The sequence below is a fragment of the Thermococcus barophilus MP genome (assembly GCF_000151105.2).
GTDB classification, from domain to species: Archaea; Methanobacteriota_B; Thermococci; order Thermococcales; family Thermococcaceae; genus Thermococcus_B; species Thermococcus_B barophilus.
The window spans coordinates 1510535-1526905 of sequence record NC_014804.1; the positions used below are offsets into that span (position 1 = coordinate 1510535).

A 16371-nucleotide genomic window follows, 5' to 3' on the forward strand; every position below is an offset into this window, starting at 1 on the left:
ATATTAAGTTTACTCATCTTCGTTCTCATTGATTATGATGATCGGGAAGTTCATCTTCTTGAGCATTTCTATGAGCCGTTCGTGAGTTCTCCTCAAACGCTCAAGCTTGTACCTCAGGTTTTGATTTTCAATTGCTAAACTGGTGACTTCTTCAGTCTTAGCCCTCAGCTGTGCCTTAAGCTCTATTATCTCATCCTCAAGCTCAATTATTGAACGTTCAAGTCTTTCAATTTCCTCATACAAGTCTCTGCATATCTTTTCTTTGAGCATGAACAACACCGGTCAGACCCGCGAAACTTCATCACAGATTTTCAGGGGGCTCCAGACTCATCATTCCCTTAATATGATCCTAAGCCTGCACTCCAATATATAGTTTATCCTTCTTGAGGTTTACAATTGTTCACAAAAATATCCGTCATATCTAATTTGACATGAGCAATGTAAAAATTACTTGAGCTCAATTTCAACAAATAGCCAAAACCCTTAAATATTTTGTCGATACTAAGATAAGTTTGTAAAGTACACTGATGCAGAAAATCCTGCCCTACAGCACAGCACAATGCAAGACTAATAAACTATGTTTGGAGGTGTCTGTATGGGAGCAATAATGGAGTTTATTAACTGGTTGGATGGCATGGTCTGGGGTCCACCTATAATGATTTTGCTTTTGGGCACAGGTCTCTTCTTAACAATAGTGCTTAGGGGAATACAGTTCAGAAGACTTGGATGGTCTATTAGATACACCCTATTTGAGGGAAGAAAGAAGCAGGGTGAAGGTGATATTACACCCTTCCAGGCACTGATGGCAACCATAGCCGGAACTGTAGGTATTGGAAACATCGCTGGTGTTGCAACTGCAATTCACCTCGGTGGTCCTGGAGCGCTCTTCTGGATGTGGATGACAGCACTTGTCGGTATGGCAACAAGATATTCGGAAGGTCTCTTAGGTGTTGCATTTAGAAGCAAGTTGCCAGATGGGACAATGATAGGTGGTTCATTCAATGCACTGGAGAGGGGATTTGCAGAAGTAAAGGTGTCTAAAACCGGCAGAACGATAGCAACAATTTTCATGCTGATATTTGCAGCTTTCATCGGATATGAAGCAACAAAGCTCAGCGGCGGACTGATGATACTTGCCGTAATAATAGCTATCTTGTTTGCAATTCTCGCATTGTACCTCCAAAAGGAGAGCTCTCTGCCTACCCTTGGAAAAGTGCTTGCAATTCTATTCGCACTCTTTGCGGCAATCTCAGCATTCGGTATTGGAAACATGACACAGTCAAACTCATTGGCACTTGGTATGGAAGTTGCATTTAACGTTCCGCACTGGGTTACAGGAATAATCTTTGCAATCCTTACATTCATAGTTACAATAGGAGGAATTAAGAGAATCGGTGAATTTACAGAGGCATTAGTTCCATTCATGGCAATAGTGTACTTCATATTTGCAATTGGAGTCTGGATTAAGTTCGCCGGACAGCTACCAAGTGCAATTTCATTAATTCTTAAGGATGCATTCACTGGAAGTGCAGTTGCCGGTGGTGCAGTTGGTACGACCATAAGGTGGGGTGTTGCAAGAGGTCTGTTCTCCAATGAAGCAGGTCTTGGAACAGCAAGTATGGCACACGCCGCCGCAAGAACAGACAACCCCTCAAGACAGGCACACGTTGCTATGCTTGGACCATTCATTGATACAATCATAATCTGTTCTCTGACAGGAATTTCAATTGTTGCAACAGGAGCATGGCAAACCGGCAAAACAAGTACAGCATTGACACAGGAGGCATTTGCAAGGGCATTTGGACACATCGGTGAGATAATGGTCGTTATAGGCGTCATACTCTTCGCCTATTCAACGGTCCTTGCATGGAACTTCTACGGCAGACAGAACATCATGTACTTAGCCAAGTGGATTGAAGGAGACCCAGAGAAGTTCGCAAGACTGTATCCAAGGCTTCACTTAATCTACAACATACTCTTCGTGATCTTCATATACATAGGTGCAACTACCGTTCTTGAAAGCGTATGGACATTCTCAGACATGATGAACGGACTCATGGCAATACCAAACCTGGTCGGCTTGCTGGTGCTCTACAGCGTTATCAAGAAATACACTGACGAGTTCATAAAAGAGAATCCATGAGATTTTGCTTTTTGATCTTTGTTTTCTATTTTCCCTTTGAAACCTTCGAGGTGATTTTTAATGAGTTTTAACGAGTTTCCAAAGATAGTTGTTAAGCCTCCGGGACCAAAGGCGAAAGAGCTCATTGAGAGAGAAAAGAAGGTTATCTCTTCTGGTCTTGGTGTTAAGCTTTTTCCCGTTGTGCCCGAGAGGGGCTATGGTGCGTTAATAGAGGACGTCGATGGGAACGTTTTCATCGACTTCTTAGCCGGAGCAGCTGCGGCATCAACAGGCTACGCCCATCCTGAGCTTGTAAAAGAGGTCCAAGAGCAGGTAGCAAAGATCCAGCACTCCATGATAGGCTATACCTACAGCAAAAGAGCCATAGAAGTTGCGGAGATTTTAGCAGAAAAAGCTCCAATTGAAAATCCGAAGATACTCTTCGGTTTGAGCGGGAGCGATGCGATGGATCTGACCATGAAGGTGGCACGCTTTGCCACAAGGAAGCCATGGTTCATAGCATTCATCGGAGCTTATCATGGGCAAACTTACGGTGCTACATCAATAGCAGCATTCCAGAGCTCCCAGAAGAGAGGGTTCTCGCCATTAGTTCCCAACGTAGTCTGGATCCCATATCCCAATCCCTACCGAAACGTCTGGGGGATCAACGGCTATGAAGAACCAGATGAGCTGATAAATCGCTTTTTGGATTACCTTGAGAGCTATATTTTAGCCCATGTAGTTCCCCCAGATGAAGTTGCCGCTTTGATAGCAGAGCCAATTCAAGGCGATGCTGGCATAGTTGTCCCGCCGGAGAACTTTTTCAAAGAGCTGAAAAAGGTCTTAGACGAACACGGCATTCTCTTGGCAATGGATGAAGTTCAAACGGGCATTGGAAGAACCGGAAAGTGGTTTGCAACGGAGTGGTTTAAAGTAAAGCCTGACTTCATTTCCTTTGGAAAAGGAGTAGCAAGTGGAATGGGGCTGAGCGGAGTTATAGGAAGGGCTGAGCTGATGGACATGACGAGCGGCTCAGCTCTGTTGACTCCAGCAGCAAATCCAGTGATTTCAGCAGCAGCCTATGCTACGCTGAAGATAATCGAGGAGGAAAAGATCCTTGAGAACGCCCAAAAGGTCGGGGCATTCATAATGAAACGCTTAAAAGAGATGCAGGAAAAGTATGATGTTATTGGCGACGTTAGAGGAAAAGGACTGATGATTGGCGTTGAAATCGTTAAGCCAGATGGCAAACCAGACCCAGAGCTAACCGGAAAGATATGCTGGAGAGCATTTGAACTTGGCTTAATTCTGCCGAGCTATGGAATGTTTGGAAATGTCATCAGAATTACCCCCCCATTGGTTATAACTGAAGAGATAGCAGAGAAAGGATTGGAGATCATGGAGCAGGCTTTGAAAGATGCATTGGCTGGAAAAGTCACCCATAAAGTCGTTACCTGGCACTGATGAATTTTTCTTCATGATTTAATTTTTAAACCGTTTTTCAGTTCATTAATCGGGTGAAAAGCATGGGGCTTAAAGAATTCTTTGCAGAATGGAGGAGGAGATGTCCATTCATAAGAGCGATCGAAAAGTGGCGCTTTGAAAGAAAGAAAAATAAGTTTGAAGTTAAAAGGAAGAACAGCTAAAGTTATGAGTTTTGAGAATATGCTATAGCAAACTTGACACCCACAAATAGGGGGTTATTAGGAAAAGAGTGGCATTTTTAAGCTGAGCATTCAGAAGGTAGTAAAATTCAATTCCGAGAGACAGCAGAAGCAACAGCAGAAACATTCCGTAAATTACTGCCTTCTTAACGCCGTAGAGATGCAAGCCAAAGATAAGAAAAGCTGAGAAGAAGATTGGGTTAATCGGATTTGGCGGATAAAATCCGGGATATAGTAGAGTTGCTGTTATCCCCATCAACCCAATGAAAATATAGAGAGGGGCGAGGGTTCTTGTGTTCATTCAAACCTCCTCAGATAGTCAGTCCTCTCATCACCGCTCAGCAACGGGTTTACTCATCACCCAAGCATTTCCTTAACTTCTTTAGCTATTTTTTCAATTGCAACACTCTTCTGCTCTCCAGTTGCCATATCCCTAATCGTGGCTTTTCCTTCAGCCAAATCCCTCTTTCCAAGTATCACAACAACGGGTATTTCAAGCTTATCCGCGTACTCCAAAGCTTTCCTCAGCTTTCTGCCCTGCAGATCATACTCCGCCTTTATTCCAGCTTTCCTGAGGGCTTGGGTTATCTCTATCGCCTTGGCTTTAACCTCAAGCTCCTTTCCAATGTAAACCACAAAAACGTCTGGGCTCAATCTAAAGCTTGGTAAGAGACCTTTGCTTTCCAATATCGGAATTAATCTCTCAATTCCAATAGCGAAGCCTGTAGCTGGTGTCGGCTTTCCGCCGAAGACCTCTATTAAGTTGTCATACCTACCGCCGCCCCCGATGGAGCCTATGCCGAGATCGTTGGGAGCTATCGCTTCAAATACAATGCTCGTGTAGTAATCAAAGCCTCTCGCGATTCCAAAATCAATTAAAGCGTAATCATAAACGCCATAAGCCTTCAGGAGTTCAAACAACTCCTCAATCTTTTTCAGCTCCTCTTTAGCCTTATCACTTTTGAAAAGCTCGTAAGCCTTTGGCAAAATTTCATCTGGCTTTCCTTTAAGCTCAATCAAAAAGAGAACCTTTTCTACAGCTTCATCACTCAGCCCAAAGTCCTTGAGTGCAGCAATAAAATCTTCTCTGCTCATCTTGTCTTTCTTATCAATTAATCTCATCAATCCAATATCATCCTCAACACCAAGCATTTTAGCAAACTCATCTAAAAGAACTCTGTCGCCTATATTAACTGTAAAGTCCTTAAGACCCGTTGAAAGATAGCTTTCAATCATTAGAGCTATTACCTCAGCATCAGCCTCAATGTTCGCTGAACCTATCAGCTCAACACCAGCCTGCCAGAACTCCCTCAAGCGACCGCTCTGTGGCTCTTCGTAGCGGAACATGTTTGTTATGTAGTACCACTTCACGGGCTTTGGAACGTTCTGAAACTTGTTCACAAAGAGCCTTGCGACACTTGATGTCAAATCTGGCCTCAGAGATATGTCCCTCCCACCTTTGTCTTTAAATGCATAGAGCTGCTTCACAACTTCCTCTCCGCTCCTAAGCTGAAAGAGTTTGGTGTACTCAAATGTTGGAGTGAGGATTTCTTTAAAGCCATAAACCTCAAAGACCTCTCTTATTCTCTCGAACACCCATCTTCTTTTAGCCATGTCCTCTGGAAGCAGATCTCTCGTTCCTTTTACCCTTTCAATTCTCTCCTTTACCATTTTACCACCTTCCTGCCATTAAAGATGCAAAAAACCTTAAAAGTTATTTGCCTCAAGCAGAGCTCTCAAGCAGTCTGAGGAAAATTCCTCCAACACCTTCAACCATCATCTGCGCACCAATTGCCATCGTAAAGAGACCAATTATCCTGATGAAGACACCCAAAGTTGTCTTGCTTATGTTCTCTATCATATAGAGCGTCACAAACATCAGCAGAGCAGTCAGCAAAATCGCTATCAAGATAGCCGAGGCGGAGACCTTTATACCATACTCCGCTGTCAGGGTGATTGCAGTTGTTATCGCAGCAGGTCCTGCTATAAGGGGAGTTGCAACAGGAACAGCAGCCAAGGCTAAGATGTTCTTCTCCTTCTTGAGCGTTACCATGCCGCCACCTTCCAGTGCCTCAAGACCTATTTTAAACAGAACAAACCCTCCAGCAATCTTCAAGGCATTCAAGTCAATGTGAAAAATGTCCTGGAGGATTATTTTACCAGCTACTGCAAAAATTATGAGCAGGATAAAGCCGATTAAGTTTGCCCTGATGATGAGCTGCTTTATGTCTTCTATGTGAAAGTCCTCCCTAAGTAGGCTAACCAAGAGGATCTTATCGCTCGGATCAATCATGATTAGCATCAGCAGTGAGGCGCTGAGGATTTCTCCAATCATCGACATCAACCTTTTGAACGATGGCCAGCTTATAAAGTTATGCTACCTGTCTTTCATTAGCTTCATGAATTCATTGGGGGTGTAAACTTTGCTGTACCATTCAAAGTCTTTCTTGTTGTTTGTTATCAGCGGAGCGTTAAGCTTCACTGCTAACGCGCCTATCATGTAGTCTCTTGCGTTTTTTGAAAAATCCCATCTACCAAGAGCATTTTTCACAACAATCTTGGCACACTCATCATCAAATGGATAAACCCTTATTCCCAAGACATTAAGAAAGGCATCAACATAGGCTTTACCTTCCTCATAACTACCACGCTTTTTTGCATGGTGGTAAAGGTACTCTATATACGCCACTGCACTCAGTATAGGTTCATGGGGACTTTTCTTAAGCCATTTGAGGAACTCTTTATCATGAAGAACGTTTGTGTCAAGAACTATCTTCATCTGCTTTCCTCCTGAAAATTTTACTAAGCCCTTCCCTCATTTCTTCAGTGGTCTCATCAATGTCCTTTGAAAGCTCAGTCATTTCTTCAAGAAGGTCTTCGAATTTCATGATCACGTACCCTTCCTTAGTCTTGACAAAGACAACCTCATCACCAGCCTTTATATTGAGTGCCTCCCTAACCTCCTTGGGAATTGTTACTTGGTATTTCCTTGTAACAGTTACCATTACAATCACCAAAATGTAATACCAAAATGAGGTTAATAAGGCTATCGTCACCTATTTTAATATGCGTCGTGGAGAATAAAGTATGCGATGATGAAACCGGGGTCTTCTTCACGTGAGTTTTCGTGAACCCACGTGAAGATTCATTCCCCGTGCAACGACGGGTGCCCAGACTTAGACCGTCCCGCCCACTCTTCTTCTCGTTTAGTTCGCTACGGCGGAACGGGTCGCCCGAACACCCACCGAGTTCAGCCAGCCCTCTACCTCGCCTTGCTCACAGACTTCATTGGACCGGCATCATTACCAAAAACTATTTAAGAACATATGTATTTAAGTATTTCGGTGAATACGATGGGAGTCATAACCGTGAAAATACCCGACGATTTAGAAGTGAGGTTCCGAAAGAAAATCCTCGACGTTTATGGCGTCAAAAAAGGAGCACTTGGGAAGGCGATAAGTGAGGCGATCGAACTATGGCTGGAAAAACACGAAAAATCCGGAGAGCGGAAGTAAATTACATAACCATAAAGACAAGACTCAAACCAGAAACAAAAGACGACTACTTAAAACTTGCACTCCTCTGCGAGAGGTTCAAAAAGGCAGTAGAATTAGCAATACGATTTCAACTAAAGGGTCTCAAGAAGAGCGAGGGCGTGAAAGAAATATCACGGCTAATCCTTAACAACTGGTGGTATTCTGATAGTGCGTGGGATTATGCGAAAATGTTGTTGAAAGGGACAACACAAAACGGTGGGAATCCAAAACATATTCACCTGAAGTCAAAGTTCCTCATCAGCAAACCAAAGGAGAATGAAAACGGAAACAGAAACGTGAGAATGGAAGGGGTGAAGGTTAAAATACGCTCGAACGGGGAGTGGCTGAATTTCAAACTCAAAACAGTGGGAAAATTTCTTCCGGTTGTTCTCAACGCTCAAAAGTCCAAATACGGTGCACAGATAGTCCTGAAGAATGGGAGGGCTTATCTGCACTTGCAAATCCCATTCTGGATTTATCTTGAGCATTTTAGGAGAACCACAAAGGGACGGTTGTATGCGGGTTTTGACTTGAACTCGGACAGGGTGAATATGGTTATTCTAGACGAGAACGGGATTATTCGGGACGTTAAAGTTGTGCATTTTCCAGAGGTTAATTCTCCGGGTTTCTCTAAGTGGAAGGCGAAGGACTCAAGGGTGAAGGCTCTCTCCCAGCTACTTGACTATGCGTATTATCACGGTGTTAGGGTCGTGTTTTTTGAGGATTTAGAGAGGATTAAACGCAGGAATGGAAAGGCTGCGAGTTCGAGGAGAGGAAACAGGAAGGCGTTAAATTTTGCTAAGAAGGAGTTATTGGAACACGGGGTTATTATAGCGTTGAAAAGGGGCTTCGAAGTGTTTTTGGTTAATCCCGCTGGTTCTTCCAAGTTGGGAAAAGAATTAAGTCGGAGACTGGGTTTTGACGTTCACTCATCGTCAGCATTCGTTATTGGTTGGTGGGGATTAAACTACCTGAAAACTCACAAAATAAAGAACAATTAATTTTGGGCACTGGATGATTGGTAATTAGCGCTCGGTTGGCTGAGCCCTCTCAAAACGGTATATGTCAACCTTTATTCTCTCCAACCTCTTTCGATGGAAAAAGAACTGAGCTGGAATTTCAAAGTCAACTGTTAGTCGGTGCGTTATTGTAAAGCCATTATCCCTAACAAATGCCTCGATGAATTTCCTAACTTCAGGCTTTGCCAGATGAATAGAATAGACAACTTTGCTTATTTCAAAAGCTTTGAGAAGAAAAGGTCTGTCTGCTTTTGGATTTTGAGAGCCAAAGGGAGGATTCATGATGACAGCATCAGCTTGCTTATCAAAAAAGCTCACATCGGATAAAATCAACTCAACACAGGTTTCCACACTCAATGCCTTTACATTTTCCTCTGCTATTTTCAAAGCACTCTCATCTATTTCAACAGCGTAAACCTTTTTTGCCCCCAAAAGGCAAGCTCCCACACTTAAAACTCCAGTACCTGCACCTAAATCGGCTATAACTTTGCCTTCGACATCACCCAAAGAATAAGCCAACCATAAAAGCTCAGCTGCAACGTTTCCCGGAGTTCTATATTGTTCGAGCTCTGCTTTAGGATTTTCAAACCCTTTGAGCCTTGAGAGGAGCATTGCAAGGTGCTTCTTCTTCATAGCTAACCCCTCATGTAGCGGAGCAGCTCCTCAAAGCGTATCTCAAACCTGAAGCCCGGAATGTTGTAAATTGTGCCAATTGTCGTTAAGATGAACATTACAACAACAAGCGCTATTATGAAGCCAAACTCCGCCGTTAAAGCCGATACAATCGCTTCCCTTGAGTTTAAGCCTGTGATGAGCAGCATAATGAAGAGGAAGAAAAAGCCAAGGAAGATATCAATGTAAAGAGAAATAAAAACACCAAATATTGAAATGGTTAAGAGCAGAAGCTTTCTTGGCTTCTTATATGTAAAAACTTCTATAGCGGTCTTTAAGAAGCTGTAGTACATGAAAATTAGCAAAACGTGAAGCGCAGAGTCCAGCATTATTCTAAGCATCATTTCACCTCTTTGGAAGCTTTAGACTTATTCCAAACGGCTCGTCTTTTTCTCTCTTACCCCCAAGAATTTCATCAAACTCATACTCTTCTCTCAAGCCAAGCAGTAGTTCAACTTCAGGAGGAGTTAATATGGGCTTTCTCCATCTCTCTGCATCGTCTATTGGAACTCTCGGACAGGCAACCACAACATAGGCATCAAAATCAAAACCCTCCAAAGCCTCTGGACTTATATAGTTCATTGCTATCAGTTGTGCTTCTCTCCCGTGCTCTTTCAAGAGTTTCATTATTCTCTTGGCTTCCCCTAAGCGTAGCTGACCCCTTTTGGTGCTTATTATTACGCCAAACTTTTTGGCATCATAAGCCTTAGCAACCATTCCCCATCTCTTTCTCACAATCCTCTCCGTATTTACCCAAGAGAAGTCTCCACTGTATGGGTTAATAGCTAACGTTGGCTTTTTTGTAGCTAAAGCAACACCAATTGGATGAAAATAGCCAGCCCCAATTAATAAAATCCCATCAACATCTCTTCCAACCCTTGCCGCTGTAAAGTTGCACCCCAAAATCTGTCCAGCAAATGAAACTCTATTATCTCCTTTGCCAATGAAAACTCGGAAGCCTTTCCCTTCTAAAAACTGCTTTGCTCTTTCCAAATCCCTTATGTGCTGAACCGTGGTTACAAGAGCAATTTTTCTGCCAAGCTTTTTAATCTCGTTTAAATTCTTCTCCAAAGCTTTCACAACATCAACCTTGGCAAAAGCAGGGACAAAGAGGGTTGGAACTTCCAGATTAAGCTGCATGTAAGAGTGACCCAAATGGATCAGAGCATCACAGCCGAGCATCTTAGCCTCTCTATCCGCTAAATCGCAAGCTCCATAATTTATGTCGCCACTTATTATCGCTTCAACTCCGTTCTTTCCCAAAAATTCAGCCAAAGCTTGGGCTTCTTTCTTTAACCCTTCTGGAGTCTGAATCAACACTTTCTTAGCATTCAGCTCTCTGATCTTTTGAAGTATCTCTTGGAAAGGAATCTCATGCAAGATACTCACTTTAACCCCTCTGTGGAGAAGCTTTGACCACAAGCTTTATATTTCTAATGCTCCCACAATACATCGAAGTCCGAGGTATGGTGATCAAGATGAGAAAGGTGGCACTAATTTTTATCATAACAATGCTCGCTTTTTATGCTCTTGCCCAACAGCCTTATGATGAAGTTGCAAAAGCAGTTTTTGAAAGCCTAAAAACTGGAAATTACTCAATTCTTGAGCCATATTTGGACGAAAATATGAAGGAGGCTTTTAATGAAAAATCCTTCAATGCTTTAAGGGAACAGATGATTTCAAAATACGGCGGTCTTAAAAGCTTTGAATTCATTGAAGAAGGAAAATCCGGAAAATTTGCACTGGCGTATTATCGTTTTCAGTTTGAAAAAGCTAATGTGACACTAAGGCTCGTTTTTAGTCAAACCAACGGGGAATACAAACTTTCCGGGCTCTGGATTCAGAAAGTTGTCTGGAGGGAGAAGGGAATTCCCCTTCCGTTGGCAGTCGGTTTACCTATTTTAGGTGGAATCTTAGCTCTGTTAACATTCTACACTCTCGGATTCAAAAAAATCAAAGGAGCGGAACTAATTTTAGGCTTCTTTTTGGTTGCAATAACACTTTTCATTCAGCCAGTAATTCAGCAGGCTCCATTCTTAGCCTTAGGGATTAAATCAAACGCAGATATAACTGCTAAGGGGTTTGCTTTTACAGCTATCACAGCTATTTGGCTTGGATTCATTGCCGGATTCTTTCAAGAGGGCCTGAAGTATGCCTTTATGAGGAACAAGCGGCTTAAGGAAGCACTCTTCGTTGGAATTGGATTTGGGCTTGGAGAAGCGATCTTAGTGCCGTTGCTTCAGGTAGTTCAAAGCTTTATTCTGGGAGGATTAACTGTTCAGCTAACACAAGCACTGCTTAGCTTGTTTGAAAGATACATTGCAACACTTTTCCATGGAGGAACCACTATTACATTGGCATACGCTTATAAGAATGGATTTGGGAGGAAAGCGTTAGTTGTCCTAAGCATTGTTCACGGTGCTATCGATACGTTTGCGTCATACTATCAGCTCACGAACTCCCAGATAAGCTTAATAATGACCTACGGCACAATCACTGCTATTACGCTCATACTACTGTGGTATGCCATTCCAAAAGCGAAAGTAGAAGGGGAGGAAGGAAAGGTTGTTTGGTGATCCGAAAGAAAAAGCCTTAAAAAAGCTGAGAAGGGAGCTTAGAGCTGGTACTTATTCCTTTATCATTCTATCTCTTCTTGAAAATAAAGGGGATATGCATGGCTATGCAATCAGGAAGGAGTTTGAAAAGCTGAGCAGTGGTAAGATAGTGCCCAGTGAAGGAACTCTCTATGACCTGCTCAAAAGTTTGGAGAGATATAAGCTTATAGAGGGCTTTTGGGCTGAAGTTGGGGGAAGGGCAAGAAAATACTACAGGATAACTTCTCTTGGAGAGAAAGTTCTTGAAGAACTTAAGAAAGAGATAGAATCAGTCAGCAGAATGATGAAAAAGCTGGGGGGTGATGAATATGGCTGGGATTGAAGTTTTCAACATGATGTTCGAGATATTTATCGCATTCCTAATGTTTGTAAGCGGTTTGCTGACCTACATTTTCAGAAACAAGCCAAACACAGCAATAGGCTTCCGTTTTGGCTATACATTTTCATCCAAGGAAGCATGGGTGAAAGTAAATACGTTTGGCGGGAAAGCATTCATGGCTTTTGGAGTTCTGCTCTTTGTTCTGAGCCTAAAGGTTCGCAACATCCTAATCTTCTTCATTGTAATGATTGCCGGGGTTTTATTAATAACTACTTATGGATACAAAATGGCAAGAGAAATCGTTGAAAAAGAAAGCCTCAGAGAGCCCGCTTTTGGTGAACCCAAACCTGTTGAAGGGATAAACGTAAAGCCATATCTCGCAATTCAGATCGGGGCATTAGCCTTCAGCATTATATTTTTAGTTCTCAGCTGGGATAGGCTCCCGGAAATAGTTGCAATCCATTTCAACATCGCTGGTGAGCCGGATAACTTTGCTCAGAAGACCCTTGGAGTATTTCTATTTCCTCTGGCGGCATCTTTGCTTCCAATTGCTCTCACATACATGGCTAAGGATCCTATGATGCTGAGAACAGCTCCAAAAATGAGTAAAAAGGGATTAAAGATACTTGCTGAAATGATGACGATAATTGCGATAATGCTGGCTTGGGCAAATGTGTACTTGATTCTCTATAACGCTTACAATTTCCATTCTAATGCATTACTATCTGCAACACTGCTCGGTGGCATTGGACTGTTATTGATTGAAACTTTTAGACTCCTACTTGCCGCGGGAACTCCCGAATAAAAAACAAACAAAAGAGGATCAGACAAAATAGTACTTAGGCTGCCTGTCCTTGAATATATCATTATACTCATTTATCTTTTTGTTTCTTGCCTCCTCTATGTTTATCTCCACAACGCCAACTTCTTCCTTGTCTTCACTTGCTCTGAGCAGAATTTCGGCCTTTGGTGAATTGATTTGGCTCATTCCAATGAACCTGAGTCCTCTCTCTTCCCCAATCCTATTGGCAGTAATTGAAAAGACCCTGTTTTCCAAGCTTCTAATTGGCATTGCCCTTGGAGCATACGGCATCACAAGATTCGCCGGATGAGCAACTATGTCGGCACCTTTTAATGCTAAAGTTCTCATGGCTTCTGGGAAGAACCAGTCAAAGCAAATCATTATGCCCACTTTTGCCACTCCAATGTTGAACACATGGAATCCTAAATTCCCCGGCTCAAAGAACAGCTTTTCTCGGTAAAATAGATGAATCTTGCGGTATTTTCCAATGTATCCCCACCCAATTGGCCCAACAAGAACAGCTGAATTATAAAGCCTTCCTTTTTCATCTTTTTCTGCAGTCCCGGCAATAATGAACATCTCATGCTCTCTTGCCTGCTCCACTAAGAACTGCGTCGTCTCCCCATCTGGTATCTGTTGGGCTATACTGTATACCTCTTCCCTGCTCTCGAAGTTATATCCCGTATCAAAGAGTTCAGGGAGAACCACCAATTGAGCCTCTTGCTTGGCAGCATCTTTTAAAAGCTTCTCAGCCTTGCTCAAATTAGCGTTTAGATCCAAAAGCTTAGGCTCCATCTGAATGAACCCTACCCTCATGCCTATCACCAGCAAAGAATTAATAAGAATTGAACCTAATAAAACTGGTGGCAAAAATGAAAAAGGTCATTGTCATTTTGATGTTACTTCTTTGTTTCTCCCTTCCCGTGAGTGCCCAAAATGAGAGTAAAATTTTTGTGTGGCTCAGAATTGGAGAAAGCGTGACCATTGGTACTTACACTATAAAGGTTGTTGATGTTGACAAAGACTTTGCAAAAGCCCTAATACAAGTATACAGATACGGTCTGCTTTATAGAATGGGGACAATTTCCGTTAATGAGGGGCTGATGGTAGATAATATCCAAATCTATCTGGAAGATTCCTTCAAGTCCGAGATATATCCAGCAGTTCTTCTCGAGATCGATGTTCCGTATTTCAAAGTTGGGGAAAGTATAGTTCTCAAGAACAAGCAGATTGAAGTTATTAAAGCTAATGAAAGTTATGCAGAGCTTGATTTAGGATATGCAAATGTAACCCTCTCTAAGGAGAGAACATACTATAAGGACAAAAACTTTGAAATAAAGCTGAATCCCCTCGATTATCTCTTCAGAGAATACATATACAAAGACCAAAGCGGAGATATTATATACAAAGGTATCAGCGATGGAAAAGCCCTCTTAGTTATCAAGAACAAAACATACGAGCTTTCCAAAGGTGAAAAAATATATGTAGATGACGTAACGTTGTTAACTTTGCTTGAATTTGATGAAAATCGCGCATTAGTTCGTTTGGATTTGGTAAATGCCACATATTTAACAGTAAAAGAAATGCCATATTTTGAAGGATTCATCGCTGAGCATGAGAAGGTCAGATTATCAAAGCTATATGAGCTTGAGGTCTCTAATTTCATTGACGAAAATCATGTTGAAGTAGCCCTCTACAGAGCTGGGAATATGGTTGAGAAAAAAGTTCTAAGCACAGATAACCCCTATTTAGTATATTACCCATTAGCAATAAAGTTCAAGTATGGATTTGCAGGCATCAGGAATAATCTTGCATACTTCGTTATATTCGCTGATGAAAAAGCTTTAAAAAGAGAGGAAGAGGGCATTAGGATTCCTATCTTGGATATTAAAGTTAAGCTTCCAGAAAAAGTTCACCTCGGGGAGAATATACCCCTCAATTTGACAATAAGAAACATCGGAGACGCCCCAGCTGAAAACCTTGAGGTGATTATATTCACCGATGGCATGAAATCAAGAACCTTAACCCCCTCATTTTTACCGAATGCAACCATCATAGACAACTCCACGATCACAATCGAGAAGGAAAACCAAAGTCTCATAATCGAGATTTTATATGATTACAATGGAAAAGCATACCGCAGGATCATTAAGCATAAATTTGAAGTTTTGGATCCGGAGATTACCTTTTCCGCAAAACTCAATCTTCCAGACAACGCAACGTTAGGTGTCCCATTTAACGCCACGGTAACCTATACTATCTATACGAACTATCCAAGCTCTTTTGTTTTGACAATAGAGGGAAATGGGATAACCTATTTGTCATCCCCGATAATGACAGCAGAAAGTCCTTCAGAAGGAACCTTCACAGTTGAGATAGCCCCAGTAAAAACTGGAAACTTAACATTGAAGCTTGAAAGTTTATTTCCAAAGAAACAAATCCTCGACACTGCTACAATTCCAGTTTACCAATTTAAGAAAGTTCAAATAGTCGAAAAAGTTGTTGAAAAATACATAAACTGCGAAAACACAACTCAAAATATCACAACACCAAATCAGCCTGCAATTCAGTGTCCAAATGAAACAAAAATCGTCTACACACCTGTAGAAAAAGTAGTTGAAAAGGAAGTGCTTCCAATTGGTAAAACAAGCTTAATAGCGATAATCTCGCTTCTTTTAGGCATTGTTTTAGGTTCATTGCTTTTAGGAGAAAAGCTTAAAAATATACTTGAGAGAGCTTAGAGCGGAGCGATCATAGGAGGGATCATCATGAAGAGGAGACCGAGGAAGTGGAAAAAGAAGGGCAGGATGAGGTGGAAGTGGATCAAGAAGAGGATTAGGAGGCTCAAGAGGCAGAGGAAGAAGGAAAGAGGATTAATCTGATATCTTCAGTTCTTTTCTATCCCTTTCATTATCTGGAGGTTCTCCAACTTGGAGGTTGAAAGAACCTTTGAGAATCTTTCTATTGAACTTGAAACATCAAGAGGAAAAGCCTTAGTATTTGCCGATCCACACATAGCTTTTGAGCTTTCAAGGGGATTAAGAATAAGAACAAAATTCGAAAGGAAGCTTGCTGAGTTTGTAAAGCTCAAAAATCCAGATTTTGTGATAATTTTGGGAGATATCAAAGAACCACTTGGAATCAACACGTTTACAAAAAGGCTCCTCTTAGGGTTCTTTTCCGAGCTTAGGGACTTTGAGGTAATAATAACAAGGGGAAATCACGACGGAAAAATTGAGGAGGTTTTAAAAAACTTTGAAAATGTAAAAGTGGTTGGTTATTATACAATCGACGAGATGCTTTTCCTTCATGGTCATCAAATTCTCCCTCCCGAGGCAAAATTTGAAAAAGCCTTTCTTGGCCATATTCACCCAGCGGTTATCATAAAATTTGGTAGCACGGCAAAAAGAGTAAAATGTTTTTTGAGGATTGAAAAATTTCTAATTCTCCCCACAATAAACCCTTACATAGAAGGATTTGATGTAAGAGAAGGAATTAAAATGATACCTTTCCTGAAAAATAGTAAAGAAGGAGACGCATATTTACCGGAAGGAACCTATATTGGTAGAATAAATTTCATCTAAAACCGCAACATTTATGAAGTTTAAATATGAAGATAAAT

At 41.7% G+C, this 16371-nt stretch carries 19 protein-coding genes; 9 read left to right on the forward strand and 10 right to left on the reverse strand.

What is annotated here, in order from left to right:
• Positions 1-9 precede the first annotated feature (9 nt).
• Positions 10-270 carry an initiation control protein YabA gene (locus tag TERMP_RS08500; protein WP_013467989.1) on the reverse strand — a complete coding sequence of 87 codons (261 nt, stop codon included), beginning with the start codon at positions 268-270 and terminating at the stop codon, positions 10-12.
• A 325-nt stretch (positions 271-595) separates the two neighbouring features.
• Here TERMP_RS08500 and TERMP_RS08505 point away from each other — a divergent pair, with 325 nt between their 5' ends.
• Positions 596-2143, forward strand: a complete 1548-nt coding sequence (locus TERMP_RS08505; protein WP_013467990.1) for an alanine/glycine:cation symporter family protein — start codon at positions 596-598, stop codon at positions 2141-2143.
• A 60-nt stretch (positions 2144-2203) separates the two neighbouring features.
• Positions 2204-3586, forward strand: a complete 1383-nt coding sequence (locus tag TERMP_RS08510; RefSeq protein WP_013467991.1) for an acetyl ornithine aminotransferase family protein — start codon at positions 2204-2206, stop codon at positions 3584-3586.
• A gap of 204 nt (positions 3587-3790) precedes the next feature.
• On the opposite strand, the gene TERMP_RS08515 is transcribed toward TERMP_RS08510, so the two are convergent.
• From TERMP_RS08515 to TERMP_RS08535, 5 genes are read right to left on the reverse strand one after another with little or no spacing between them, the layout of a single operon-like run.
• Entirely contained in the window at positions 3791-4087 is a 297-nt protein-coding gene (locus TERMP_RS08515) for a hypothetical protein (protein ID WP_013467993.1), read from the reverse strand.
• Between the two features lie 56 nt (positions 4088-4143).
• The gene (hisS, locus tag TERMP_RS08520) at positions 4144-5457 is read right to left on the reverse strand and encodes a histidine--tRNA ligase (protein ID WP_013467994.1); all 1314 of its coding nucleotides are present in this window, start codon (positions 5455-5457) and stop codon (positions 4144-4146) included.
• 52 nt (positions 5458-5509) lie between these two features.
• Positions 5510-6121: a MarC family protein gene (locus TERMP_RS08525; RefSeq protein WP_013467995.1), complete on the reverse strand. Its 612-nt coding sequence runs from the start codon at positions 6119-6121 to the stop codon at positions 5510-5512.
• Between the two features lie 42 nt (positions 6122-6163).
• On the reverse strand, positions 6164-6565 hold the full coding sequence (locus TERMP_RS08530) for a type II toxin-antitoxin system VapC family toxin (protein ID WP_013467996.1): 402 nt from the start codon (positions 6563-6565) through the stop codon (positions 6164-6166).
• A complete protein-coding gene (locus tag TERMP_RS08535; protein WP_013467997.1) occupies positions 6549-6791 on the reverse strand; it encodes an AbrB/MazE/SpoVT family DNA-binding domain-containing protein in 243 nt (80 codons plus the stop codon). Before TERMP_RS08535 ends, TERMP_RS08530 begins: the two co-directional genes overlap by 17 nt.
• A 348-nt stretch (positions 6792-7139) precedes the next feature.
• Here TERMP_RS08535 and TERMP_RS11610 point away from each other — a divergent pair, with 348 nt between their 5' ends.
• Positions 7140-7301: a hypothetical protein gene (locus TERMP_RS11610; protein ID WP_013467998.1), complete on the forward strand. Its 162-nt coding sequence runs from the start codon at positions 7140-7142 to the stop codon at positions 7299-7301.
• A complete protein-coding gene (locus TERMP_RS08540) occupies positions 7262-8323 on the forward strand; it encodes a transposase (RefSeq protein WP_013467999.1) in 1062 nt (353 codons plus the stop codon). The genes TERMP_RS11610 and TERMP_RS08540 overlap by 40 nt, the downstream gene beginning before the upstream one ends.
• A gap of 24 nt (positions 8324-8347) precedes the next feature.
• Here the strand turns inward: TERMP_RS08540 and TERMP_RS08545 are convergent, their stop codons facing one another.
• From TERMP_RS08545 to dph2, 3 genes are read right to left on the reverse strand one after another with little or no spacing between them, the layout of a single operon-like run.
• Positions 8348-8974 (reverse strand): METTL5 family protein, encoded by a 627-nt coding sequence (locus TERMP_RS08545; protein WP_013468000.1) that lies wholly within the window; start codon positions 8972-8974, stop codon positions 8348-8350.
• A gap of 2 nt (positions 8975-8976) precedes the next feature.
• Positions 8977-9354 (reverse strand): hypothetical protein, encoded by a 378-nt coding sequence (locus TERMP_RS08550; RefSeq protein ID WP_013468001.1) that lies wholly within the window; start codon positions 9352-9354, stop codon positions 8977-8979.
• A 4-nt stretch (positions 9355-9358) separates the two neighbouring features.
• Positions 9359-10393, reverse strand: coding sequence for a diphthamide biosynthesis enzyme Dph2 (gene dph2 / locus TERMP_RS08555; protein WP_048159812.1), 1035 nt, complete (start codon positions 10391-10393; stop codon positions 9359-9361).
• Between the two features lie 98 nt (positions 10394-10491).
• Here dph2 and TERMP_RS11315 point away from each other — a divergent pair, with 98 nt between their 5' ends.
• From TERMP_RS11315 to TERMP_RS08570, 3 genes are read left to right on the forward strand one after another with little or no spacing between them, the layout of a single operon-like run.
• Positions 10492-11589 carry a DUF3887 domain-containing protein gene (locus tag TERMP_RS11315; protein WP_013468003.1) on the forward strand — a complete coding sequence of 366 codons (1098 nt, stop codon included), beginning with the start codon at positions 10492-10494 and terminating at the stop codon, positions 11587-11589.
• A complete protein-coding gene (locus TERMP_RS08565) occupies positions 11579-11950 on the forward strand; it encodes a PadR family transcriptional regulator (protein ID WP_013468004.1) in 372 nt (123 codons plus the stop codon). The genes TERMP_RS11315 and TERMP_RS08565 overlap by 11 nt, the downstream gene beginning before the upstream one ends.
• A complete protein-coding gene (locus tag TERMP_RS08570; RefSeq protein ID WP_013468005.1) occupies positions 11937-12752 on the forward strand; it encodes an SdpI family protein in 816 nt (271 codons plus the stop codon). Before TERMP_RS08565 ends, TERMP_RS08570 begins: the two co-directional genes overlap by 14 nt.
• 18 nt (positions 12753-12770) lie before the next feature.
• Here the strand turns inward: TERMP_RS08570 and TERMP_RS08575 are convergent, their stop codons facing one another.
• Positions 12771-13565 (reverse strand): nitrilase, encoded by a 795-nt coding sequence (locus TERMP_RS08575; RefSeq protein WP_013468006.1) that lies wholly within the window; start codon positions 13563-13565, stop codon positions 12771-12773.
• Positions 13566-13621: 56 nt separating this feature from the next.
• Between TERMP_RS08575 and TERMP_RS08580 the strand changes: the two genes are divergently transcribed.
• Both TERMP_RS08580 and TERMP_RS08590 read left to right on the forward strand, forming a co-directional pair.
• Complete coding sequence (locus TERMP_RS08580; RefSeq protein ID WP_013468007.1) at positions 13622-15490, forward strand: COG1361 family protein; 1869 nt, start codon at positions 13622-13624, stop codon at positions 15488-15490.
• 189 nt (positions 15491-15679) lie between these two features.
• On the forward strand, positions 15680-16333 hold the full coding sequence (locus TERMP_RS08590) for a metallophosphoesterase (protein ID WP_013468008.1): 654 nt from the start codon (positions 15680-15682) through the stop codon (positions 16331-16333).
• Positions 16334-16371 lie beyond the last annotated feature (38 nt).

Bases quoted from the DNA above. Each gene is read 5' to 3' on its own strand.
- TERMP_RS08515 (WP_013467993.1), bottom strand. From the start codon at position 4,087: ATGAACACAAGAACCCTCGCCCCTCTCTATATTTTCATTGGGTTGATG.
- TERMP_RS08500 (WP_013467989.1), bottom strand. From the start codon at position 270: ATGCTCAAAGAAAAGATATGCAGAGACTTGTATGAGGAAATTGAAAGA.
- TERMP_RS08505 (WP_013467990.1), top strand. From the start codon at position 596: ATGGGAGCAATAATGGAGTTTATTAACTGGTTGGATGGCATGGTCTGG.
- TERMP_RS08525 (WP_013467995.1), bottom strand. From the start codon at position 6,121: ATGATTGGAGAAATCCTCAGCGCCTCACTGCTGATGCTAATCATGATT.
- TERMP_RS11315 (WP_013468003.1), top strand. From the start codon at position 10,492: ATGAGAAAGGTGGCACTAATTTTTATCATAACAATGCTCGCTTTTTAT.
- TERMP_RS08545 (WP_013468000.1), bottom strand. From the start codon at position 8,974: ATGAAGAAGAAGCACCTTGCAATGCTCCTCTCAAGGCTCAAAGGGTTT.
- TERMP_RS08580 (WP_013468007.1), top strand. From the start codon at position 13,622: ATGAAAAAGGTCATTGTCATTTTGATGTTACTTCTTTGTTTCTCCCTT.
- TERMP_RS08510 (WP_013467991.1), top strand. From the start codon at position 2,204: ATGAGTTTTAACGAGTTTCCAAAGATAGTTGTTAAGCCTCCGGGACCA.
- TERMP_RS08540 (WP_013467999.1), top strand. From the start codon at position 7,262: ATGGCTGGAAAAACACGAAAAATCCGGAGAGCGGAAGTAAATTACATA.
- TERMP_RS08570 (WP_013468005.1), top strand. From the start codon at position 11,937: ATGGCTGGGATTGAAGTTTTCAACATGATGTTCGAGATATTTATCGCA.
- TERMP_RS08575 (WP_013468006.1), bottom strand. From the start codon at position 13,565: ATGAGGGTAGGGTTCATTCAGATGGAGCCTAAGCTTTTGGATCTAAAC.
- TERMP_RS08535 (WP_013467997.1), bottom strand. From the start codon at position 6,791: ATGGTAACTGTTACAAGGAAATACCAAGTAACAATTCCCAAGGAGGTT.
- hisS (WP_013467994.1), bottom strand. From the start codon at position 5,457: ATGGTAAAGGAGAGAATTGAAAGGGTAAAAGGAACGAGAGATCTGCTT.
- TERMP_RS08530 (WP_013467996.1), bottom strand. From the start codon at position 6,565: ATGAAGATAGTTCTTGACACAAACGTTCTTCATGATAAAGAGTTCCTC.
- TERMP_RS08550 (WP_013468001.1), bottom strand. From the start codon at position 9,354: ATGCTTAGAATAATGCTGGACTCTGCGCTTCACGTTTTGCTAATTTTC.
- TERMP_RS11610 (WP_013467998.1), top strand. From the start codon at position 7,140: ATGGGAGTCATAACCGTGAAAATACCCGACGATTTAGAAGTGAGGTTC.